This is a genomic window from Novosphingobium aquae (genome assembly GCF_037572715.1).
Classification (GTDB): domain Bacteria; phylum Pseudomonadota; class Alphaproteobacteria; order Sphingomonadales; family Sphingomonadaceae; genus Novosphingobium; species Novosphingobium aquae.
The window spans coordinates 781,541-803,517 of the sequence record NZ_JBBHJY010000001.1 but is presented as its reverse complement, the minus strand read 5'-3'; the positions used below and the strand labels follow the sequence as shown (position 1 = coordinate 803,517).

Annotated in this window: 25 protein-coding genes and 1 pseudogene; 9 read left to right on the top strand and 17 right to left on the bottom strand. The window is 63.6% G+C overall.

Annotation, left to right across the window (positions count from 1 at the left end; translation table 11 throughout):
* Nucleotides 1-39 precede the first annotated feature (39 nt).
* A complete protein-coding gene (locus tag WG900_RS04035; RefSeq protein WP_339964858.1) occupies nt 40-582 on the top strand; it encodes a DOMON-like domain-containing protein in 543 nt (180 codons plus the stop codon).
* Nucleotides 579-1,775, top strand: coding sequence for an exo-beta-N-acetylmuramidase NamZ family protein (locus WG900_RS04030; protein WP_339964856.1), 1,197 nt, complete (start codon nt 579-581; stop codon nt 1,773-1,775). The genes WG900_RS04035 and WG900_RS04030 overlap by 4 nt, the downstream gene beginning before the upstream one ends.
* On the opposite strand, the gene ygiD is transcribed toward WG900_RS04030, so the two are convergent.
* Genes ygiD through WG900_RS04005 form a run of 5 tightly spaced genes read right to left on the bottom strand, consistent with a single transcriptional unit; the run spans nt 1,772 to nt 5,934 of the window.
* Nucleotides 1,772-2,575 carry a 4,5-DOPA-extradiol-dioxygenase gene (gene ygiD, locus WG900_RS04025; RefSeq protein ID WP_339964854.1) on the bottom strand — a complete coding sequence of 268 codons (804 nt, stop codon included), beginning with the start codon at nt 2,573-2,575 and terminating at the stop codon, nt 1,772-1,774. The two genes, WG900_RS04030 and ygiD, sit on opposite strands and share 4 nt — an antisense overlap.
* A 56-nt stretch (nt 2,576-2,631) precedes the next feature.
* Nucleotides 2,632-3,813, bottom strand: a complete 1,182-nt coding sequence (locus WG900_RS04020; RefSeq protein ID WP_339964852.1) for a vWA domain-containing protein — start codon at nt 3,811-3,813, stop codon at nt 2,632-2,634.
* Nucleotides 3,814-3,817: 4 nt separating this feature from the next.
* Entirely contained in the window at nt 3,818-4,660 is an 843-nt protein-coding gene (locus WG900_RS04015; RefSeq protein ID WP_339964850.1) for a DUF817 domain-containing protein, read from the bottom strand.
* 3 nt (nt 4,661-4,663) lie between these two features.
* Entirely contained in the window at nt 4,664-5,092 is a 429-nt protein-coding gene (locus WG900_RS04010; RefSeq protein WP_339964849.1) for a GFA family protein, read from the bottom strand.
* Nucleotides 5,092-5,934, bottom strand: coding sequence for an AAA family ATPase (locus WG900_RS04005; protein WP_339964847.1), 843 nt, complete (start codon nt 5,932-5,934; stop codon nt 5,092-5,094). Before WG900_RS04005 ends, WG900_RS04010 begins: the two co-directional genes overlap by 1 nt.
* A gap of 86 nt (nt 5,935-6,020) precedes the next feature.
* Between WG900_RS04005 and WG900_RS04000 the strand changes: the two genes are divergently transcribed.
* Nucleotides 6,021-6,458, top strand: a complete 438-nt coding sequence (locus WG900_RS04000) for a nuclear transport factor 2 family protein (protein ID WP_339964845.1) — start codon at nt 6,021-6,023, stop codon at nt 6,456-6,458.
* On the opposite strand, the gene parE is transcribed toward WG900_RS04000, so the two are convergent.
* Both parE and WG900_RS03990 read right to left on the bottom strand, forming a co-directional pair.
* The gene (gene parE / locus WG900_RS03995; protein WP_339964844.1) at nt 6,455-8,455 is read right to left on the bottom strand and encodes a DNA topoisomerase IV subunit B; all 2,001 of its coding nucleotides are present in this window, start codon (nt 8,453-8,455) and stop codon (nt 6,455-6,457) included. The two genes, WG900_RS04000 and parE, sit on opposite strands and share 4 nt — an antisense overlap.
* Before the next feature lie 84 nt (nt 8,456-8,539).
* Nucleotides 8,540-9,694: a penicillin-binding protein activator gene (locus WG900_RS03990; RefSeq protein ID WP_339964843.1), complete on the bottom strand. Its 1,155-nt coding sequence runs from the start codon at nt 9,692-9,694 to the stop codon at nt 8,540-8,542.
* 38 nt (nt 9,695-9,732) lie between these two features.
* Between WG900_RS03990 and rsmI the strand changes: the two genes are divergently transcribed.
* From rsmI to gshB, 3 genes and pseudogenes are all read left to right on the top strand, one after another.
* Nucleotides 9,733-10,560: a 16S rRNA (cytidine(1402)-2'-O)-methyltransferase gene (gene rsmI, locus WG900_RS03985; protein ID WP_339964842.1), complete on the top strand. Its 828-nt coding sequence runs from the start codon at nt 9,733-9,735 to the stop codon at nt 10,558-10,560.
* A pseudogene (locus WG900_RS03980) lies at nt 10,557-10,903 on the top strand (YraN family protein). The gene rsmI and the pseudogene WG900_RS03980 overlap by 4 nt, the downstream one beginning before the upstream one ends.
* 14 nt (nt 10,904-10,917) lie before the next feature.
* Nucleotides 10,918-11,880, top strand: a complete 963-nt coding sequence (gshB, locus tag WG900_RS03975) for a glutathione synthase (protein ID WP_339964840.1) — start codon at nt 10,918-10,920, stop codon at nt 11,878-11,880.
* Here the strand turns inward: gshB and WG900_RS03970 are convergent.
* The 5 genes from WG900_RS03970 to rph all read right to left on the bottom strand — a co-directional run bounded on the left by WG900_RS03970 (nt 11,877) and on the right by rph (nt 15,891).
* Nucleotides 11,877-12,389 (bottom strand): glycine cleavage system transcriptional repressor, encoded by a 513-nt coding sequence (locus WG900_RS03970; RefSeq protein ID WP_339964839.1) that lies wholly within the window; start codon nt 12,387-12,389, stop codon nt 11,877-11,879. The genes gshB and WG900_RS03970 overlap by 4 nt on opposite strands.
* On the bottom strand, nt 12,386-13,282 hold the full coding sequence (locus WG900_RS03965) for a tyrosine recombinase XerC (RefSeq protein ID WP_339965319.1): 897 nt from the start codon (nt 13,280-13,282) through the stop codon (nt 12,386-12,388). Before WG900_RS03965 ends, WG900_RS03970 begins: the two co-directional genes overlap by 4 nt.
* A gap of 1 nt (nt 13,283) precedes the next feature.
* A complete protein-coding gene (gene hemW, locus WG900_RS03960; RefSeq protein WP_339964838.1) occupies nt 13,284-14,447 on the bottom strand; it encodes a radical SAM family heme chaperone HemW in 1,164 nt (387 codons plus the stop codon).
* Between the two features lie 9 nt (nt 14,448-14,456).
* On the bottom strand, nt 14,457-15,080 hold the full coding sequence (gene rdgB / locus WG900_RS03955; protein WP_339964837.1) for an RdgB/HAM1 family non-canonical purine NTP pyrophosphatase: 624 nt from the start codon (nt 15,078-15,080) through the stop codon (nt 14,457-14,459).
* 94 nt (nt 15,081-15,174) lie between these two features.
* A complete protein-coding gene (gene rph, locus WG900_RS03950; protein ID WP_339964835.1) occupies nt 15,175-15,891 on the bottom strand; it encodes a ribonuclease PH in 717 nt (238 codons plus the stop codon).
* A gap of 85 nt (nt 15,892-15,976) precedes the next feature.
* Here rph and hrcA point away from each other — a divergent pair, with 85 nt between their 5' ends.
* The 3 genes from hrcA to WG900_RS03935 all read left to right on the top strand — a co-directional run bounded on the left by hrcA (nt 15,977) and on the right by WG900_RS03935 (nt 18,513).
* The gene (hrcA, locus tag WG900_RS03945) at nt 15,977-17,017 is read left to right on the top strand and encodes a heat-inducible transcriptional repressor HrcA (RefSeq protein WP_339964834.1); all 1,041 of its coding nucleotides are present in this window, start codon (nt 15,977-15,979) and stop codon (nt 17,015-17,017) included.
* Nucleotides 17,018-17,056: 39 nt separating this feature from the next.
* Nucleotides 17,057-17,629, top strand: coding sequence for a nucleotide exchange factor GrpE (locus WG900_RS03940; RefSeq protein ID WP_339964833.1), 573 nt, complete (start codon nt 17,057-17,059; stop codon nt 17,627-17,629).
* Nucleotides 17,630-17,712: 83 nt separating this feature from the next.
* Nucleotides 17,713-18,513: an SDR family oxidoreductase gene (locus WG900_RS03935; protein ID WP_339964832.1), complete on the top strand. Its 801-nt coding sequence runs from the start codon at nt 17,713-17,715 to the stop codon at nt 18,511-18,513.
* On the opposite strand, the gene WG900_RS03930 is transcribed toward WG900_RS03935, so the two are convergent.
* The 5 genes from WG900_RS03930 to WG900_RS03910 all read right to left on the bottom strand — a co-directional run bounded on the left by WG900_RS03930 (nt 18,510) and on the right by WG900_RS03910 (nt 21,963).
* Nucleotides 18,510-19,676 (bottom strand): PrnB family protein, encoded by a 1,167-nt coding sequence (locus WG900_RS03930; RefSeq protein ID WP_339964831.1) that lies wholly within the window; start codon nt 19,674-19,676, stop codon nt 18,510-18,512. The genes WG900_RS03935 and WG900_RS03930 overlap by 4 nt on opposite strands.
* Before the next feature lie 110 nt (nt 19,677-19,786).
* Entirely contained in the window at nt 19,787-20,398 is a 612-nt protein-coding gene (locus WG900_RS03925) for a hypothetical protein (protein WP_339964830.1), read from the bottom strand.
* Between the two features lie 21 nt (nt 20,399-20,419).
* Nucleotides 20,420-20,992 carry a hypothetical protein gene (locus WG900_RS03920; RefSeq protein WP_339964829.1) on the bottom strand — a complete coding sequence of 191 codons (573 nt, stop codon included), beginning with the start codon at nt 20,990-20,992 and terminating at the stop codon, nt 20,420-20,422.
* Nucleotides 20,989-21,477: a vgr related protein gene (locus WG900_RS03915; protein WP_339964828.1), complete on the bottom strand. Its 489-nt coding sequence runs from the start codon at nt 21,475-21,477 to the stop codon at nt 20,989-20,991. The genes WG900_RS03920 and WG900_RS03915 overlap by 4 nt, the downstream gene beginning before the upstream one ends.
* Before the next feature lie 3 nt (nt 21,478-21,480).
* Nucleotides 21,481-21,963: a copper chaperone PCu(A)C gene (locus tag WG900_RS03910; RefSeq protein ID WP_339964827.1), complete on the bottom strand. Its 483-nt coding sequence runs from the start codon at nt 21,961-21,963 to the stop codon at nt 21,481-21,483.
* Between the last annotated feature and the right edge of the window lie 14 nt (nt 21,964-21,977).

The window sequence follows — 21,977 nt, the reverse complement described above, 5'->3', positions numbered from 1 at the left end:
TTCCGGTTTCGGGCGCGCGCCTAGCATGGAGAAGCGCGCTTGCAAACGTATCGCCTGATTTGCCACCCCGAAACACCTGCGCTGAAGGTGCGCTCGGTTGACGCCTATGTTGTGCGAAACCGCGATAACTATCTGCATTTCCGCTGGCGGATAAAAGGCACGGGCGCGCTGATTGTGCCGGAATTTGTCGGACCGGGGCGAGAAGATGGCCTGTGGCAGACCACCTGTTTTGAGCTGTTTCTCGGGGCACCGGACAACGATTCCTACCATGAGTTCAACTTCTCGCCCTCCGGGCGCTGGGCGGCCTACGACTTCACCGGATACCGCGAAGGCATGGCCGAGCGGGCAATGGTTGCGCCGCCGCAAACCCAGGAACGCCGCCACGCCCATATCCTCACATTTGATATGCAATTGCGCGCCAGCGTGCTGCCGCCGCGCCCCTTGCGACTCGGTCTCACTGCCGTGATCGAAGAGGAAGGTGGGGTGAAAAGCTATTGGGCCATCGCCTACCCGCCCGGCGCACCCGATTTCCACGCGCCCACTTGCTTCGCCGCAACACTTCCGCCACCGGAGCAGACATGAAATTCGGCATCGATCGCCTGCTGGCAGACCCCGCTCTTCGCAAACCGCTTGAGGGCAAACGCGTTGCGCTGATCGCCCATCCCGCGAGCGTGACCGAGGACCTGACTCACTCGCTCGACGCGTTGATCGCGGCTGGGATCAATGTCACCAGCGCCTTTGGCCCGCAGCATGGGCTCAAGGGCGACAAGCAGGACAACATGGTCGAAACGGCGGACGAAACCGATCCGCTTTACGGCATCCCGGTGTTCAGCCTGTACGGCGAGGTCCGCCGCCCCTCTGGCCAGATGATGAGCCCTGCGGACGTGTTCCTGTTTGACCTGCAGGACCTTGGCTGCCGGATATATACCTTCGTCACCACGCTACTCTACCTGCTTGAGGCCGCTGCCGAGCATGGCAAGGAAGTCTGGGTGCTCGATCGCCCCAATCCGGCCGGCCGGCCGGTCGAGGGGACCTTGCTTGTTCCGGGGCAGGAAAGCTTCGTCGGGGCGGGGCCAATGCCGATGCGCCACGGGCTGACCATGGGCGAGATGGGGCATTGGTTCATCGCGCATTTCGGCCTCAAGGTTCCTTACCGCGTGATTGAGATGGACGGCTGGCAGCCCGAAGGCCCCGGCTTCGGCTGGCCCACCGACCGCGTCTGGATCAACCCGAGCCCCAATGCCGCCAACATCAACATGGCCCGCGCCTATGCCGGCACCGTGATGATCGAAGGTGCCACGGTCAGCGAGGGCAGGGGCACCACCCGCCCGCTCGAAGTGCTGTTCGGCGCGCCCGATCTCGATGCCAAGGCGGTACTGGCCGAAATGCGGCGCTATGCTCCCGACTGGCTGGCGGCCTGCGCGATCCGCGAGTGCTGGTTCGAACCGACCTTCCACAAGCACGCCAAGACCCTGTGCAGGGGGCTGATGATCCATGCCGAAGGGCCATTTTACGATCACCATGCCTTCCGCCCGTGGCGCTTGCAGGCGCTGGCCTTCAAGGCGATCCGTAACCTTTATCCCACCTATGATCTGTGGCGCGATTTCCCTTACGAGTACGAATTCGAACGACTGGCGATCGATGTGATCAACGGCGGACCGGCGCTTCGTGAGTGGGTGGACAACCCGGCTGCATCCCCGGCTGACCTTGAACAGATTGCCGGCAGCGACGAAGCCAAGTGGCGCGAGGCCATCGCGCCTCACCTGCTTTACTAGGCGATACCTTCCAACAGGCCGGGATCGCCGACGAGGAACGAAGTCATCGATAGCGCTCCGTCGACATCGTCATTGAACACCGCGACTTCGTCGCCGGGCAGCCTTGCGCCGATGACATAGAGCAGCGGCAGGTAATGCTCGGCAGAGTTGATTGCCATGGCCGCCGCGCGGTCGTCGGGCGCAAAGTAAGCAAGCGCCGCATCATCCCCCGCCTGTGCCGCCGCGACGACCCGCCGGCCGATATCGAGCGCCCATTCCGGCTGCGTGCCCTGCGATTGCCGCCACAGCGACAGGTTGTGAACGACATTGCCGCTGCCGACGATCAGCACGCCTTCATCGCGCAGCGGAGCCAGCGCTCGGCCGATCTCGATATGGGCAACGGCATCGAGCGGGCGATCAAGACCTAGCTGGACGGTCGGAATGTCCGTCGCCGGATACATCGGCTGGAGCACGCCCCAGGTGCCGTGGTCGAAACCCCAGCTTTCGTCGCGGACAATGCGCTCTTCGCCCAGCAGTGCCGCCACCCGGTCCACCAGGTCGTCCGACCCCGGCGCAGGGTATTGCATGGCGAACAGTTCGGGCGGAAAGCCCCGGAAATCGTGGATTGTGCGTGGTGCGGCACCGGCGGTCAGATGCACCCTTCCATCTTGCGTTTCCCAGTGCGCACTGATCGCAAGGATAGCCTTGGGCCGGGGCAGGACCTTGCCGAGCGCGACAAAACTGGCGCGGTAGGGATTGTCGGTGATCACGGTCATCGGCGAGCCGTGACCGAGGAACAGGGCGGGCATGCGTGTCGTCATGGGTACAATCTTTGTCCTTGCCACGCTGCTTCAACCAAGGATCGCTTGGGCCGTACCTAGTGCTTCTTCCTCGTCAGTTCACGCATGGCGGCATCGAGGCCATCGAGCGTGAGCGGGTACATGTTGTCCGACAGGATCTCGCGCATCAACTTGGTTGATCCGGAATAGTCCCACTGCCGCTCAGGCACCGGGTTCAGCCAGACGGTCGCCGGATAGGTATTGCACACGCGCTGCATCCACACTGCACCGGCCTCGGGATTGAAATGCTCGACCGAACCGCCCGGATGGGTGATCTCGTAAGGGCTCATCGCCGCATCGCCGACGAAAATCACCTTGTAGTCGTGACCGTATTTGTGGAGCACATCCCAGGTCGGCGTGCGCTCTGACCGGCGGCGCGAATTATCCTTCCACACGCCTTCATAGAGGCAGTTATGGAAGTAGAAAAACTCAAGGTTCTTGAACTCGGTCGTCGCGGCGCTGAACAGTTCCTCGACCAGCTTGATGAACGGATCCATCGATCCGCCGACGTCGAGGAACAACAGCACCTTCACCGCGTTGCGGCGCTCGGCGCGCATCTGGATATCGAGGAAGCCCTGACGCGCCGTGCCTCGGATCGTCTCTTCCAGATCAAGCTCTTCCGCCGCCCCTTCGCGGGCGAACCGGCGCAGGCGGCGCAGCGCGATCTTGATGTTGCGGGTGCCGAGTTCCTTGGTGTTATCAAGGTTCTTGAAGTCGCGCTGTTCCCAGACCTTGATCGCGCGGCCATGTTTGCCTTCGCCGCCGATGCGCACGCCTTCAGGGTTGTAGCCGGAGTGGCCGAAAGGCGATGTGCCGCCAGTGCCGATCCACTTGTTGCCGCCCTGATGCCGGCCTTCCTGCTCCTCAAGCCGCTTTTTCAGCGTCTCCATGATCTCGTCCCAGGAACCAAGCGCGTTGATCTTTTCCATTTCCTCGGGCGTGAAAAAGCGCTCCGCCACGGCGCGCAGCCAATCCTCGGGAATGTCGACCGGCTGTTGGCCATAGTCGGTGAGAATGCCCTTGAAGACCTTGGCAAAGACCTGATCGAAGCGGTCAAGCAGGCCCTCGTCTTTCACATAAGTCGTGCGGGCAAGGTAGTAGAATGCCTCGGGCGTCTGCTCGATCACCTCGCGGTCGAGCGCTTCGAGCAGCACGAGGTGCTCCTTGATGGAGGCCGGGATGCCGGCGAGGCGCAGTTCGTCGAGGAAATTGAGGAGCATGGGTTCAATCCGGTTTGCGTGTGCCGTGGACCGTCGCCACCAGCACGAACGAGATATACATCAGCAGGTACCACGCGCCCAGCTTTGCCGGCGAGACCATTTGCCAGCCGTGTTTCTGGTCCGGGTAAATCCAGGCGTTGGAAAAGGTCGCGATGTTCTCCGCCGCCCAGATGAACAGCGCGACGAGGAACCAGCCGAGCAGCAGCGGCATCCAGCGATGCGTCCGCCAGTTGAGGAAGTGGACACGGGTGCGCCAGAACAGCAGGCCGATGGCAGCGAACAATACCAGCCGTACATCGGGCAGCCAGTGGTGGGCGAAGAAATTGATGTAGATCGCGACGGCCAGCACCTGCGTCTGCCACTTAACCGGATAGGCCGAGTAGCGGAAATCGAAGATCCGCCAGACACGCGCGATATAGCTGCCGACAGCGGCATACATGAAGCCGGAGAACAGCGGCACGCCGCCGATCCGCAGCAGGCTCGGTTCCGGGTAGACCCATGAGCCGAAGGCGGTCTTGAACAGCTCCATGACCGTGCCGACAATGTGAAAGGCCAGGATCACCTTGGCCTCCTCCATTGTCTCAAGCCGGAAAGCGAGCATCCCCGCCTGAATCGCCAGCGCCGCGAGCGTCAGGAAATCATACCGCGCCAACGCCGCATCGTCCGGATAGAAGAGGTGGGTCGCCAGCAGCAGTCCGAGCATCAATGCCCCGAACAGGCAGGCCCACGCCTGCTTGAAACCGAACAGCAGGAATTCGTAGATCCACGAATGCCAGCCGGGGCGCGGCTCGAAAGCCTCCAGCCGCCCGCGGATCGCGGCGAAACGGGTGTGGCGCTGGCCAGCCAAGGCTCAGTCGGCCGGTGGCGGGATGGGCGGCTGTTCCTGGTGCTGATCGATTGCCGGATCGACGACGGCCCAGTCCGGCGCTTCCGACAACCAGATCGAAATGGTCGGCTTCAGCCCGTGACCCTCGTCAAGGAACCCCAGCCGGAACGTCCGCGCGTTGGGCCGCCCTGATGTCTTCGCCATGACCGGGTTGCCGCAACTTGGACAGAACATCTGCGTATAGGCATTGCCGCTGGCCGCAGTGTAGCCGTACGAGGCCAGTTCACCGGTTATCTCGACATCGCCAAGGTCGAAACGCGCGTTGACCGTGGCCGCGCCGCCAGCCAGCTTCTGGCACTGACGGCACCAGCATTGCGCCACGGCGAGCGGCTCGCCCTTGATCGTCGCGGTAACGGCGCCGCAAACGCAGCGCCCGGTGTAAGGCGCCGCCATCAGCTCTGCCGCCGCGCCATGAAGGCCAGCCGTTCGAACAGCATCACATCCTGCTCGTTCTTGAGCAGCGCACCGTGGAGAGGCGGGATAGCCTTGGTCGGGTCGCGGTTCTGCAGGACGTCGAGCGGCATATCCTCGTTGAGCAGCAGCTTCAGCCAGTCGAGCAGCTCGCTTGTCGACGGCTTCTTCTTCAGGCCCGGCACTTCGCGGACTTCGTAGAAGATCTCCATCGCCTTGCTCACCAGCGTCTTCTGGATGCCCGGGAAGTGAACGTCGATGATCGCCTGCATCGTGTCACGATCAGGGAACTTGATGTAGTGGAAGAAGCAGCGGCGCAGGAACGCGTCGGGCAGTTCCTTCTCGTTGTTCGAGGTGATGACCACGACCGGGCGTTCCTTGGCGGCAACGCGCTCGCCGGTTTCGTAAACGTCAAAGCTCATCCGGTCGAGTTCCTGCAACAGGTCGTTCGGAAACTCGATGTCGGCCTTGTCGATCTCGTCGATCAGCAGGACGGGAAGCTCGGGCGCGGTGAAGGCTTCCCAAAGCTTGCCCTTGCGGATGTAGTTGTTGATGTCGTGGACGCGCTCATCGCCCAGCTGGCCGTCACGCAGGCGGGCAACGGCATCGTATTCGTAAAGGCCCTGGTGCGCCTTGGTGGTCGACTTGACGTGCCATTCAATCAGCGGGGCATCGATAGCCTTGGCGATTTCATGCGCGAGGACCGTCTTGCCGGTGCCGGGCTCGCCCTTCACCAACAGCGGGCGCCGCAGCAGGACAGCGGCGTTGACGGCGACCTTAAGGTCATCGGTGGCGACGTAATTGCTCGTACCTTCGAAACGCATTGGCGATCAGTCCTGTCATGGCTCTTTGCGAGTGCCGGTAAGCTGTGCTTTGCAGTGCGGCAAGAGGCAATGCAGGGAGAGAAGCGATGCCCGGTTTCGAGGACTGGCAGGCGATTTGCGAAACCAAGGCGCGCTATTGCCGCTGCATGGACACCAAGGACTGGGAGGGATGGGTCGATGTCTTCACCGAAGACCTTGTGCTCGATACCACGCCCGCCGGCGGCTACCGGATCGAAGGGTGTGACGAGGTGGTCGCAATGGTGCGCAGCTCAATAGGCGACGCGAAAACCTCGCATCAGGTGCACAACCCGGAAGTTGTGTTTGACGGGGACGATGCAGCCGACGTCATCTGGGCCATGCAGGACCGCGTTGAAATGAGCGCCGAAAGGGCGGCGGCTTCAGGTCATCTGGGCCATACTGGCTATGGCCACTATCACGAACGCTATGTTCGCTGCCCGGATGGCAAGTGGCGAATCAGGGAAACTCGACTGTCCTACCTGCATTTCGACGCGCGGCGGGCCTAGGCGTCGATCATTTCCGGATCGAGTTCACCCGCGCGGTTCTGAATGAACATGAAGCGCTGGGCGGGATCGCGGCCCATCAACCGGTCGACTAGGTCCTTCACCGCCGCGCGGCCCTCGTATTCGGGCGGCAGCGTGATACGCAACAGCGAGCGCTTGGCCGGGTCCATCGTGGTTTCGCGCAGCTGCTGCGGGTTCATCTCGCCAAGGCCCTTGAATCGTCCGACTTCTACCTTCTTGCCCTTGAATCGGCCGTTTTCCAGCTCGGTACGGTGCGCCTCGTCGCGGGCGTAGGCGCTCTCTTTGCCGCAGGTCAGCCGGTAGAGCGGTGGCTGGGCGAGGTAGAGGTGCCCGCGCCGCACCAAATCCGGCATTTCCTGGAAGAAGAACGTCATCAGCAGCGTGGCGATATGCGCCCCGTCGACATCGGCGTCGGTCATGATGATCACGCGGTCATAACGCAGGTTGTCCGGGTTGCAGTCCTTGCGGAAGCCGCAGCCCAGCGCGAGGCCAAGGTCGGCGATTTCGGCATTGGCGCGGATCTTGTCCGCCGTGGCGCTGGCGACGTTGAGGATCTTGCCGCGGATCGGCAGGATCGCTTGGCTCTTGCGGTCGCGCGCCTGCTTGGCCGAACCACCGGCGCTATCGCCTTCGACGATGAACAGTTCAGTCTCGGCATCGCCCTCACCGGTGCAATCCGTGAGCTTGCCGGGAAGACGCAGCTTGCGAGCATTGGTCGCGGTCTTGCGCTTGACCTCGCGCTCCGCCTTGCGGCGCAGGCGTTCGTCCATGCGTTCGAGGACATGGCCGAGCAGTGCCTTACCGCGCTCCATGTTGTCGGTGAGGAAATGGTCGAAATGATCGCGCACCGCGTTCTCGACGAGGCGGGCGGCCTCAGGGCTGGTCAGGCGGTCCTTGGTCTGGCTTTGAAACTGGGGATCGCGGATGAAGACCGAGAGCATGATTTCGCTACCGGTGACGACGTCCTCGGGCGCAATGTCCTTGGCCTTCTTCTGCCCGACAAGATCGGCAAAGGCGCGGATGCCCTTGGTCAGCGCGGCACGAAGCCCCGCTTCATGGGTGCCGCCATCGGGCGTGGGGATGGTGTTGCAGTACCAGGAATAGGCCCCGTCCGACCACAGCGGCCAGGCCACGGCCCATTCGGCGCGGCCCTGCTCGTCACCGGGGAAATCCTGCGTTCCCGAGAAGAACTGCGTGGTCACGCATTCGCGGGCGCCGATCTGTTCCATGAGGTGATCGGCCAGCCCGCCGGGGAACTGGAACACAGCCTCTGCAGGAACCTCGTCCGACACCAGCGACGGCGCACATTTCCAGCGGATTTCCACGCCGGCAAAAAGGTAGGCCTTCGACCGCACCAGCTTGAACAAGCGCGCCGGTTTGAACTTGGCATCATCGCCGAAAATCTCGGTATCGGGTATGAAGGTCACCGATGTGCCGCGCCGGTTCGGGGTGCCGCCAAGCCGATGCAGAGGCCCGGTGGGCAGCCCGCGGGAGAATTCCTGCGCGTAGAGTTCCTTGTTGCGGGCTACCTCGATACGGGTCAGCGAGGACAGGGCGTTGACCACCGAGACGCCGACCCCGTGCAGGCCGCCCGACGTGGCATAGGCTTTCCCTGAGAACTTGCCGCCCGAATGGAGTGTGGTGAGGATCACTTCGAGCGCTGACTTGCCCGGATATTTCGGATGCTCGTCCACCGGGATGCCGCGCCCGTTGTCGATGATCGTCAGCTTGCCTGCCGCGCCGGGGGCTTCTTCCAGCAGGACCTCGATACGGTTGGCATGGCCCGCCACTGCCTCGTCCATCGCATTGTCGAGCACTTCGGCCGCGAGGTGGTGCAGCGCGCGTTCGTCAATGCCACCGATGTACATGCCGGGGCGCCGGCGGACGGGCTCAAGCCCTTCGAGCACTTCGATCGCAGAGCCGTCATAGCTTTCGCCAGCGGCGGATTTGGGCAGGGCTTCGAAAAGATCGTCGGACATGGGCAAAGCTTTAGAACGCGAGGAATTCCGCGCGCAAGGAGGGGCCGGGACTTATCGTCAGTCGTCCCGCTGCGCAGGCAGGCCTCAGTTCGGCAAGCGTGCCGGGGCAGGGCTCACCACGGTGACACCGCCTTGTCGGATCTCGACCACTTCGAGTGCGCGTTCGACCACGCCGTTCGCGCCAAAGCGGAACACGCCGTCGAGCCCGAGGAAGCCGTCGGGGTCTTGCAGCTTGGCGGTCGGGAAGGTCGTCCCCGGCTTCCACGTCCGCGACACGCGCAGGGTGAGCAACACGGCATCATAGCCCATCGTCGCCATGCGGTGCGGCTGGGCGCCGAAGCGATTGCGATAGCTTTCCGAGAACTGGAGGAAACGGCCATCAGACGCCGCAGCATACCATGCCCCGCGCAGCGACGGGCTGGTCAGTGCGCCATTGTCACCGCTCCACAATTCCGTTCCCAGCAGGCGAGGTCCAACGCCGCGGGGGCGCAGTTGCGGCGCGGCGAGCACGGCAAAGCGGCTGCCATCGGCGATCAGCACGGCATCGAGCGGACCCTTGGCCTTGAGGCGCTTGGCGGCGCTGATGATCGAGGGATTGCTGCGGGCAAAGACCTCGCTGGCAACGACCGTGCCCCCGGCTTCCATCACCGCCGTGTTCAGCGCGGCATTGGCGCGCAGGCCGTAGTCACCCTCGGGCAGCAGCGCACCAAAGCGCCGCGCGCCCTTCGAGCGCGCCCAACCGATAGTCCGTTCGATCGACTGGTTGGGAAGGCTGCCCATGATGAAGACATCGCGGCCGGCAACCGACGCGTCATTCGAGAACGCGATGATTGGTACCCGTGCGGGCCTGGCGATGCGGGCCACGGCGGCGACCTCATCGCCCATGAGCGGCCCGAGGATCAGCTTGTTGCCATCAGCAATCGCGCGGGTGGCGGCATCAGCCGTGCCGCTCGACGTGTCGTAAGTCGTGATGCGCAGGTTCGTCGCATTGGTATCGAGCACGGCCATGTTCGCGGCATTGGCCAGGGCCTGCCCCACACCGGCATTCGGTCCGCTAGTCGGCAGCAGGATCGCCACGCGGTGGCGCTGCTGATCGGCGGGAAGGATATGGGCATTGGGCACCTGCGTGGTTGGTCCGCTGCTCTGCGGAGCGCCCTTTGGCACGATCTGGCACCCGGCGAGCAGGACCAGCCCCGTTGCCGCGATTAGCCCCCGTCTGGAAAACTTGCCTTCGATCATGCCTTGATGCTCCCCGCTGGCCGGTCCATTAAATCCCGATGGACACAGCGCTTGCCCCCGGGCTCTACATTGTCGCGACGCCAATTGGCAATCTGGGTGACATAACCCTGCGGGCTGTAGAGACGCTCCGTGGCGTATCAGCGATAGCCTGCGAGGATACGCGGGTCACTGGAAAGCTTCTGCACCACCTCGGCATCAAGCAGCGGTTGGTGAGATATGACGACCATGCCAGCGAGGAAACCCGCGAATATCTGCTGCGGCTGGCAGGCGAGGGGCCGCTGGCGCTGGTAAGCGATGCCGGCACGCCGCTGATCTCCGACCCCGGTTTCAAACTGGTCCGCATGGCGCGCGAGCGCGGCATTGCCGTGACCAGCCTGCCGGGTGCGAGCGCGGCGATCATGGCGATCACATTGTCGGGCATCCCCAGCGACCGCTTCCTATTTGCCGGTTTCCTGCCTTCGAAGGACAAAGCGCGGCGCGATGCGCTGGCCGAACTGGCCTCGGTTCCGGCCACGCTGGTGTTTTACGAAACCTCGCCGCGGCTGACCGATGCGCTAGCGGCAATCGACGATGTCCTGCCGGGCCGAGAAGTAGCGGTTGCTCGGGAACTGACCAAGAAGTTTGAGGAATGCCGCAGTGGCACCGCGCAAGACCTCATCGCGCATTACACCGCCCATCCGCCCAAGGGAGAGATAGCGCTGGTGATCGCGCCGCCCCTGCCGGCTGAGCCCGAAGACCATGACATCGATGCAATGCTGCGCGAGGCCCTCGCCGGAGCCAAGGCGAGCCAGGCGGCGGGTCAAGTGGCCAAGGCGACCGGGCTTGACCGCAAGATGCTTTATGCGCGGGCGATGGAACTCAAGTGAAGCGCGAAGAAGCCGAACGGCGGGCCAGGCGCGGCGAAACGCTCGCAGCATGGTACTTGCGGCTCAAGGGCTTGCGGGTTCTGGCACAGCGCGCGAAACCCATCGCGGCGAGATCGACCTGATCGCCCGGCGCGGCAATCTGGTGGCCTTCATCGAGGTCAAGTGGCGCGCCAATCACGCCGATCTCGACTACGCGATTGACGAATGGCGCTTGCGGCGCGTCCGCGCGGCGGTAGAGGCTGTGGCGCATCGCTGGATGAAGGCAGGGGACGACATGCGGATCGACGTCCTCCTGCTTGCACCCGGTCGCTGGCCGCGCCACATCGTCAACGCATCAATGTAATCGGGAATCCAAACATGACCCTTCGCGTCGCCGTCCAGATGGACCCGATCGAGACGATCAACATCACCGGCGATTCCAGCTTCGCGCTGATGCTGAGCGCGCAGGCGCGCGGGCATGAGGTGTGGCATTATGACGTAAAGAGTCTCGCGCTCGATGAAGGCCGGTTGACCGCATGGGCCAGCCCGGTCACCGTCCAGCGCGTCCCCGGCGACCATTTCCAGAAGGGCGAAGCGCGCAAGATCGATCTGGCCAAGGATGTCGACGTCATCCTGATGCGGCAGGATCCGCCGTTCGACCTGGGCTACATCACCGCCACCTTCCTGCTCGAACGGCTGGCCGGGCAGACGCTGGTGGTCAACGACCCGGCCAGCGTTCGCAATGCACCCGAAAAGGTTTTCGTGCTGGATTACGCGCGCTTCATGCCGCCGACGCTGGTCGCCCGCCGGATCGAGGATATCCGCGACTTCCATGCGCGCCATCCCGACGATCTGGTGATGAAGCCGCTCCACGGCAACGGCGGCAAGGCCGTTGTCCGCATCCCGGCCGACGGCAGCAACATGGCCGCGCTCAGCGAACTGTTCGACGCTGCATGGGTCGAACCGCACATGGTCCAGCCGTTCCTCCCCGACATTTCTGAAGGCGACAAGCGCATCGTTCTGGTCGACGGCGTGTTTGCCGGAGCTATCAACCGCCGCCCCGGCGAAGGCGAATTCCGCTCCAACCTCGCAGTAGGCGGCTATGCCGAGGCGACAACACTGACGGCGCGCGAAGAAGAAATTTGCGCGGTCCTCGCCCCTGAACTCAAGGCGCGCGGGCTGGTCTTCGTCGGCATCGATGTGATCGGCGGCAAGTGGCTGACCGAGATCAACGTGACCTCACCCACCGGCATCGTCGCCATCGACCGGTTCAATGGCACCGATACGCCGGCGATGATCTGGGACGCGATTGAGATTCGCTACGCCGCGATGCTGGGTTAGTCGAAACTGAAGTCCACCATGATCTCGCCGGAAATCGCCTCAAGTGCGTCCTGAACCTCGCCGGGAGTAGAGGCGGCGGGGATGGTCAGTTCGATCCTCGCCTTGAACAGCAGTTCGCCAGTCTGGGCGCCCGGAACCGCATCGGATTCAAACCCGTCGATATTCGCGCCGACCGCTTCCAGCACCTTGGTGACTTCGCGCACGATCCCCGGGCGGTCTTGCCCCACCAGCTCGATCACCAGTGCCTTGCCGGTGTCAGCAGGATCGCTCCCGGCCGGCACCATCGCCACTTGCAGCCCGCTGGCATCGATGCCCAGCACTTCGTCGGACAACAGCGGCAGGTTGGCCGCGTCGACCTCAACTAGCACCGAGCCGACATATTTGCCGCCAAGCCGGGCGAGGTGACTTTCGAGCCAGTTTCCGCCCGCCCCGTGGACCGCCTCGGCCAGTTCGCGGGTGAGGCCCCGCCGATCGCTGCCGAGCACGGTGAGAATAATGCGCGCTTTCATTCCTGCTCCCTCGGGTGTGCATTGCGGTAAACGTCGAGCAGAACCGCTGCGTCCACCTTGGTATAGATCTGCGTCGAGCCCAGACTGGCGTGGCCGAGCAATTCCTGCAAGCTGCGAAGATCGGCGCCGGCGCCCAACAGGTGCGTAGCAAAGGAATGGCGCAGCGCGTGCGGCGTGGCACTGGCCGGCAGCCCAAGCGCAATCCGCGCCCGCGCCATCGCCTTTTGAACCATGCCCGGAGCCAGCGGCCCACCCCGAGAGCCCCGGAACAGCGGCTGGTCGCGCTCCGCAGGGAAGGGGCACTTGCCAAGATAATCCAACACCGCATCGCGCACGATCGGCAGCAGGGGCACGACGCGCTGCTTGCTGCCCTTGCCGGTGACGGTGATTGCATCGCCCAGCGGCAGGGCTGCGCCGGTTAGCGACAGCGCCTCGGCAATGCGCATTCCTGCGCCGTAGAGCAGCAACAGCACCGCCCGGTCGCGCGCACCGATCCATTCCTCCGCGCCGCTCTCACCGACCATGGCGGCGAGGTTTACCGCCTCGTCGGGCGTGACAGGGCGGGGCAGGCCCTTCTTGATCCGTGGTCCACGCAGACGCGGCGGTGAAGGATCCGGCTGGCCTGAACGTTCGCGGGCGAAGCGGATGAAGGCTTTCAGCGCCGACAGTTCACGTGCGGCGGAAACGTTGCCGATGCCCTCGGCCCGCCGCAAGGCAAGCTGGCCTCGCAGCGCTGCTGCATCCAGCCGGGCGAGGGCGGACCAATCGGTCTCGCCTAATTCCTCCAGCAGCCGCCCCGCCGTGCCGACATAGGCGCGCACCGTATGCGGTGAGCGGCGGCGATCATCGCTCAGATGCCCTCGCCACGCCTCGAGGATTTCCGAGGCGCGCATGTCAGGCAGGCTCTTCCGCATCGAACAGCGCATCGGGAACGATTTCGCCAAGCAGGCCATCGAGCAGCGCGAACCCTCTCTCGGTCACCCCGATGCGGCTGCCCCGCTGCCAGGTAAGGCCCTGCCGCTCATAGAAGGCGAGCCTGTCAGCATCGAAGAGGTCTTCGACGGGCAAGCCGAGACGCGCCGAAAGCTGCGCAAGATCCAGTCCCTCCGTCAGCCGAAGCCCCATCAGCATCGCCTCGGACGCCATTTCGCGGCTGCCGAGCTGGCGCGATTCCGCGATGCCATGGCCATTGCGCGCCATCGCCTCAAGCCAGTTCTCCGGCTTGCGGTGCCGCACCGTTGTCTCGCCCATGCGCCGCCCATGCGCGCCCGGGCCGATGCCCAGCGTGTCGCGGTAGTGCCAATAGGCAAGGTTATGCCGGCTGCGCTCGCCCGGCTTGGCGTGGTTGCTGATCTCATAGGCTGGCAGGCCGAAGGCGGCAGTCATGGCGCGGGTCTGCGCGAACATATTTGCTGCGGTATCCTCGTCCAGCGGCGCGAACTGGTTCTGCCGCACCATAGTTTCGAACTTCGTGCCGGGTTCGATGGTAAGCTGGTAGAGCGACAGGTGCCCGGTGCCGAAAGATATTGCGCGGGAAAGTTCTGATTCCCATGCCTTTTCGCTCTGGCCGGGAAGGGCGTAGATCAGGTCGAAACTGACGCGTTTGAAGAATTGTTGCGCAACATCGAGCGCAGCAAGTCCCTCTTCGACCGAGTGCAAACGGCCCAAGAATTGCAGCGCCGCATCATCAAGCGATTGCAAGCCCAGCGACACCCGGTTGACCCCGGCGCCTGCCAGAGCGGCATAGTTCGCTGCCTCTACCGACGAGGGATTCCCCTCGAGCGTGATCTCTATTTCAGGAGCAAAACCCCACAGTCGCTCAGCCTCTGCCAGAAGCGCCGCGACCACGGCAGGCGGCATCAGGCTGGGGGTGCCACCGCCGAAGAAAATGCTCTCCAGTGCCTCACCGCCAGCGACTTCGGCTTCGTGGCGCATGTCGGCGATCAACGCCGCTTGCCACCGCGCTGCATCCACCGAATCGCGGACGTGGCTGTTGAAGTCGCAATAGGGGCACTTCTTCTGGCAGAACGGCCAATGGATATAGAGCGCGCGGGCCATGGGTGCAGTCTAGCTGCCGAACTGGTCTTTCACCAGCTTCGCAAAGGCATCGGCGCGGTGGCTGATGGCGTGTTTTTCTTCGGGATCGTGCTCGGCAAAGGTGCGCGTATCGCCCAGCGGCACGAACACCGGATCATAGCCAAAGCCCATCGTCCCGCGCGGGGGCCAGGTCAGCGTGCCGTTGGCGCGGCCTTCGTAGACTGCGCTCTCTCCATCGGGCCATGCAATCGCCAGGACGCAGGAGAACCAGCAGGATCGATCCACATCCGGCCCCAGTTCGGCGAGCATGCCTTCGACCTTACCCATCGCCATGTACCAGTCACGGCCAGGTGAACCCTCAAACCACTGACGCTCGGCCCAGTCGGCGGTATAAACGCCCGGCCTTCCGCCCAGCGCAGTTACCGACAGGCCGGAATCGTCGGCCAGTGAGACGATCCCGCTGGCCTCAGCGGCAGCGCGCGCCTTGATCAGCGCGTTCTCGACAAAGGTCGTGCCGGTTTCCGCCGGTTCGGGCAGGCCGAGCGCTCCGGCGGAAATGCAGTCCACGCCGTAAGGCGCAAGCAGGGCGGAAATCTCTTTCAGCTTGCCCGCGTTGTGCGTGGCGATGACGAGTTTTCCGAAGAGATTGGTCATGAATCGTCGTCCCGGCGAAAGCCGGGACCGCTGGCCGTCCGGCGCAAACTAGGTTTGATGCGGCCAGCGGTCCCGGGTCAAGCCCGGGACGACATTACTTCGCTACCGCCTCAGCCTGCGCGGCAAAAATCCGGTCGCAACCGATGCGGGCGAGACGCAGAAGGCGCAGCAGGCCTTCCTCGTCATAGGTCGCGCCTTCGGCCGTGGCCTGGACCTCGGCGATGTGGCCACCTTCGATCAGAACGAAGTTTGCGTCGGCATCGGCCGAGCTATCCTCGATGTAATCAAGATCGAGCACTGGCACGCCATCGCAGATGCCGCAGGAAACGGCGGCGACTCGGCGCGGCATCGGGTCTTCGGTGATCAGGCCCTTCGCCATCAGTCCGTCGATGGCAAGGCGCAGCGCCACCCATGCGCCCGATATCGAGGCAGTGCGGGTGCCGCCATCGGCCTGGATCACGTCGCAATCGAGCACGATCTGGCGTTCGCCCAGCTTCTTCATGTCGACCACCGAGCGCAGCGAACGGCCGATCAGCCGCTGGATTTCCTGCGTGCGGCCCGATTGCTTGCCCTTGGCCGCTTCACGGCTGCCGCGCGTGTGCGTGGCGCGGGGGAGCATCGAATATTCGCCTGTTACCCAGCCTTCGCCCTTGCCGCGCAGGAACGGCGGGACCTTTTCCTCGACCGAGGCAGTGCACAGCACCTTGGTATTGCCAAAGCTCACCAGCACCGAACCTTCGGCGTGGATGGTGAACTTGGTCTCGAACGAGAGGGCGCGCATTTCGTCAGGCGCACGGCCGGAAGGTCGCATGTACAGGTCCTTTGTCGATTGATCGGGGGAGCCATTGGCGCAACGGGCTTGAGGCTGCAAGCCTAGTGCGTACATAGGGTCCATAATGTCCGGCCCGCCCATCACCGAACTGACCACCCGCGCACGCGACATCTTTCGTCTCGTGGTCGAGGGATACCTGTCCACTGGCCAGCCGGTGGGATCGAAGACGCTTGCTGTTTCGGGGCTAAACCTGTCGCCGGCATCGATCAGGTCGGTGCTGCACGATTTGGAGCATCTCGGCTTGCTCGCCGCGCCGCATACCTCGGCAGGGCGCATGCCGACCGAGGTGGGGTTGCGGCTGTTCGTTGACGGGATGATGCAGGTGGCCGAGCCGACCCAGGCCGAGCGCACCGCCATCGAACGCCAGCTTGCCGCACCAGGACCGATCGAAGCGGCGCTGGCGGCGGCGAGCAGTGTTCTGTCCGATCTCTCCGCCTGCGCCGGCGTCGTCATGGTGCCGCGCCGCGAGCCGCGTTTGCAGCACTTGCAGCTTGTCGCGCTGTCGCCCGGCAAGGCATTGGCGGTGCTGGTGGGCGAGGATGGCGGGATCGAAAACCGCGTGGTCGATGTGCCCGCGCACCTGCCACCATCAGCGCTTGAGGCTGCATCAAATTACCTCTCCGCCCAACTCGTTGGACGTACTCTGAGCGAGGCAGTGCGCGCGATCCGCGCCGAGATCGCCTCGGGCAAGAGCGCGCTCGATGCCGCGAGCCGCGATCTGGTCGAACGCGGGCTGGCCTTGTGGAGCGAAGATGCCCTCAAGCGCCCGGTGCTGATCGTGCGCGGCGCATCCAACCTGCTCGACGATGCCGCGATCACCGACCTCGAACGCGTGCGGCAATTGCTTGACGATCTCGAAAGCAAGCAGTCGGTCGCCGAATTGCTCGACGCCGCGCGCGAGGCTGATGCCACAAGGATTTTCATCGGCGCGGAGAACCGGTTGTTCGCGCTTTCCGGCTCTTCAGTGATCGCTTCGCCCTATCGAGACCGCGAGGGCCGGGTCGTCGGAGTCGTGGGTGTAATCGGCCCGACTCGGTTGAATTATGCGCGCGTCGTCCCCATGGTGGATTTCACGGCCCATTCACTGGGCAAACTGATCGGCTAGATCAGTTCTTTGGTACATAAACACAGGGTTTTTGAAGACATGAGCGAAGATACCAAGCCGCAGGAAGACCCCGCGGTGGCAGCAGAATTGAACGGCGTACCCGAAGATCTGCTTGATCTCGACAAGGCGAGCGATTCGCTCGACGATGCGTTGTCGCACCTTCGCAGCGACCTTGACGCTGCCAAGCAGGAAATCCTCTACGCCAAGGCCGAGACCCAGAACGTGCGCCGCCGGCTGGAAAAGGACGTGGCCGACGCGCGCACTTATGCCGCGACCGGGTTTGCCCGCGACATCCTCTCAGTGTCCGACAACCTCAGCCGCGCACTCGATGCGATTGGCGCGGATCTGCGCGAGGATGACAAGGCCAAGAGCTTTATCGCCGGCATCGAAGCCACCGCGCGCGAGATCGAGAAGGTCTTCGGCCTCCACGGCATCAGTCGCATCGCCGCCGTCGGCCTGCCGCTCGACCCCAACCAGCACCAGGCCATGCTTGAAGTGCCCTCCGCCGATGCCGAACCCGGCACCGTTCTGCAGGAATTGCAGGCCGGCTACATGATCAAGGACCGCCTGCTGCGGCCCGCGATGGTGGCGGTTTCCAAGAAGCCGGATTGATATCGGCCGGGCGACACTACGCCTCTTCCCATTGACCAGCAGATTTGCGACACTCCTGTCGATATTTCGACAGGAGTTTTCGCATGGACGTTTCAGGCAAGGTAGTCCTCGTAACCGGCGGCGGCGGCGGGATTGGAGCTGGCATTACCGAGGCTTTTGCCGAGGCCGGTGCGAAAGTAGCGATCACCGATATCAATGGCGACTGGGCGCAGGCCGAGGCGACGCGGATCGGGCGCGGGGCTATTGCTTTCCAGCATGATGTGACGTCGCCCGAAAGCTGGGCGCAGATGAAGACCGGCGTCGAAGCGGCGTTCGGGCCGGTCGACGTGCTGTGCAACAACGCTGGAATTTCGCTGCCGTTCAAGCCGATGGAGGACATCACCCTCGACCAGTTCGACCGGGTCATGGCGATCAACGTGCGCGGCGTGTTCCTGGGCTGCCACCTGTTCATGGGCGAGATGAAGGCGCGGGGCAGCGGCCACATCGTCAACACCAGTTCGGTCAACGGCCAGCTGCCGCACGGCACTTTCGCCTGCTATTCGGCGAGCAAATTTGCCGTGTCGGGGCTTTCGGAATCGATCGGGCAGGAGCTGGCGCCGTTCGGCGTCGGCGTCTCGATCCTTTACCCCGGACTGACCCGCAGTCGCATGTCCGAGGGCCAGATGCACGACCTGCCTGACGACATCAAAGCGGCGATCGCCGGCAAGATGATGGAGCCGGTCTGGCTAGGCCGCGCGGTCGTTCGCGCGGTTCAGGAAAACCAGCTCCATATCATTACCCACCCGGACCACCTCGATGCGCTGAAGGCACGGGTCGATGCGCTTTACGCGGCGTTCGGTGAACCGGCGCAGCCTGATTTTGCGGGCGGGCGGATCGATGTCTAGACCAGCTGCGCGGCGTTCTCGTCGCGGTGCTTCTTGAGGTACTTCATGAATGGCGTACCGCCGGTACCGACATCGGGATCGTTGCCCGGCTCGTTCGACGCCTGCTTGTTGATGTAGCTCGCGGCATATTCGAGGTGCCGCGTGCGGAAGCGGACGACCTGTTCAAGATTGGCGTTGAAGGCGTCCTTCAGACTCTGCGAACCTGATCCGACAACGAAGCCGCGCAAGTTCGACTTTGCGCCAAGGTCCTCGATGAAACGGCGGTGCGGGACGGGGCGGTAGAAGTGCAGCTCGTCAAGAAAGGCTTTCAACGGATCGTCGCTGTGGCGAACGCCAAACAGCGCGTCCATCGACGGCACGATCGAGCTTTGCGATCCAGTCTGTCCCCGCAGCGCCTGCGGCTTCCCCTCAAACAGCCCGTCATAGACCAGCCCGCCGCCCAGCGCCGGGTTGTTCGCCCAGCCATGGATCCACGGGCGCACGCGGTGGAAATAGACGTAGGGATCGCAGCGCTCGGGCATCCGCTTGAACACGTCGTAGATCCGCTCCCAAGCTGCGTTGTTTTCCAGCAGCAGCGCCTCGCAAGTTGCCACATCGCCGGCATCGGAGGCGGCGATCAGCTTGACCGCGTTGTCGAGCAGGACGCCGGCTTCCAGTTCGATGCCGATGTGGACCAGCACGAACCAGTTCTCGTCATCGCCGCCAGCAAAATTCTGCACCATGCGGACGTTGTCGAGCGCGAGCGGCGCGGCCTTGTCAATCCGCGCCCAATTATCGAGCACATAGCCCGAATAGGGCAGGAGCGGCGCCTGGTCGAGCCGGTCAGCCACGGCAACCATCGGACGGGCGAGGTTCGCGGGAAGGTGGGCAGGGGCCTCATGCTCGCCCCAGACATAAGCTTGCACGAGGAACGAGAGGTGGACCATCGCGCGGCGCACCTGCTCTTCGGGGGCGGACTGCGCCCATTCGCTCAGGTCGATCGCGGGGAGGCGGTCCAGCCAGTGGCGCACCTTGCCCGAAGTGATCAGGCCCGAGAGCATCTCGGCGGCGTGGAGGTAGGGGGTGAATTCGGCGGGGAGGTCCACCTCGTCGATTTCGAAATGCGATAGGAAGCCGCGGTCGCGCGACATGCCATAGTCGGATAGCTGCATGGGTTCGCTCATGGCCGGGCGCGGGTTCGGCCGCCCGGAATGGTTTCCATTGATACTGGTTTGGCGGGGCCTCACAAGCCCCAGGCGGTCAATTTCCACCGGCTCCTAATTGAACCAGCCCCCTAATTACCCCAACCCATGGTGCGTTCCGGCGTCGGCGCACTGCCCATATAGATCGGATCGCGAGAGACCGTCTGGCGGAGCGGCTTGCTTGGCACGTAGCTGGCATTCTGGCCGCGCCCCTTGAGCTTCTGGATGATGCTGATCTGCACCCCGGTCAGCCGGTTGGTACTGACATCGCGCCCGTCATGCGCATAGGTCCGGCTGTAGAGCGAAACATCATCCCCGATCAGCCGCATCTTCTGCACCATGGGATCAAACCGCCAGCGATAGGTCGAGGACAGCGCGGTGGTGCCGCCGGTCAAGTCATCGACGATCAGCACGCCGCGCGCCACCTTGAGCTCAGCGCTGCCAAGCGGGCTGGGATCCATCTCCGCCTGCCCGATCTTGACCAGCCCGCGCGGCGAATCTGCCACGACTACCAGCAAGCGCTCGTCATCCTTAACCGCCACGGCAGCGACATCGACCAGCCCGTCGCCGGTCAGGTCGGCATCGACCCGCGTTTCAACTTCCGCGCCAATCGGCAGGAACTTGCCAAGGTCATGAACCCGTTCAGCCGCCTGCCCCGATACGGCCCAGGTCATAGCCAAAAAGGTAGGGATCAGGCGCTTCATCGGCTCGCTCCTTCAAACGCGTCAGGTGACGTAAATCGCCAGATACCGCGCGATCAGCGCCACCAGTATGGCAATCGAAGCGTTCCGGTTTCTGACCAGCGCCGCCGCGATCATCAACGCGAGCAATACCAGCGTCATCGCCAAAGACACCGGCGATGCAGCCATGGCCCGCAGCTGCGACTGCATCAGAACGAACGCCCACTGCATCGCCAGCATCGCAATGAGCATGACGAACACGACGCGCTGGACGCGGTGGTAATGCACATCAAGGTCCTGAAACCGCTCTGGATCGCTGGGGAAGACGAGCCGGGCGGCGAGGTAATAGGCGCCGGAAAACGCCACGATGGCCACTACCGACAAGGCACTTACCACCACTAGTTCGCGCACGGTCCAGGCGAACATCCAGAACGACAACAGGTCAAGGATAACGAAGATCGCCAACAGGGGTGTCAGCCAGCCAAAGGAAAAACCTTCGCTGCGCGCCGCGCCGCCAAGCCGGAATTCCAACGCGCGACCAAGGCCGGCGAGCAATTCGACCAGCGAAAGCCCCATGACGATGGTGAAAAGGGAAAAGAGGAATTCAAACTGGCTCATGATGCCCCCGGGAACCGGACCACGGCATCATAGGCACTCAGCGGCGGCTTGCCAGCGACATTCAAGCCGCTGCGCAGCAGGAACGCATGACGGACGATATCGGCCTGCTGCTCGATGCCATAGGCTTCCAGCGGCTTTCCCGGCACCAGCTCATAGTCATAGCGGCAGAACGGGTGGCGCATCAGCATGAGCCAGAAACGCCCTCGCTTCTGCGCCTGCCAGACATGGACCATTTCGTGGATGAACAGTCCCTTGAGCGACCACGACGCCTGCGCGAAATCGTCGCAATATTGCGTGCCTTCAGGATGAAAGTGCAGGTGGCCCATGGGCGCCATCACCACGCGCGCCGGCTGGAAGGGGAACCATTTGCGCCGGCGGATAGTCACCGGATCGGAATCGACCGCGCTACCGAAGACCGAGCGCACCAGCGCGCGCTCGCCTTCGGTCAGGGAGCGTTCCCTGCCTGCCGGGCAGGCATGATTCATCGATCAGTTGCCCGCAGCGGCCGCCGGTGCAGCTACCGGCAGGCTCGTCACCAGCGCATCTCCAGTGTCAAAATTTATCTTGAGCTCGGTGTCCGCACCAGGCTTGAGGTCGGGCTTCAGCCCTGTGACCATGACGTGCCGCCCGCCAGGCGCGAAGGCCATGGAGCTGCCCGCCGCGACCACCACGTCATGCGCCATGGTCATCGAGGAATGGCCGCCCTTGTCGACCGTATCGTGGATCATCGCCATGTCGCCGCCCGCGATTTCGATCGACAGGATCTTGCGCGGCTTGGCGGAGGAATTGACGAGGGTGAAATAGACCGCACCTGGGCTGTCCTTGACGATCGGCAGGACCAGACGTGGTTCTGTCAGTTGCATGCCTTCAGCCGTGGTTTTGGTGACAACGACTTCGTTCTTCCCCTCCGAGCAACCCGCAAGCAGCAGAAGCGAAACAGCAAGGGCGGGGGCAAGCAGGCGAGCACGCATGGGAAGCAACCTTT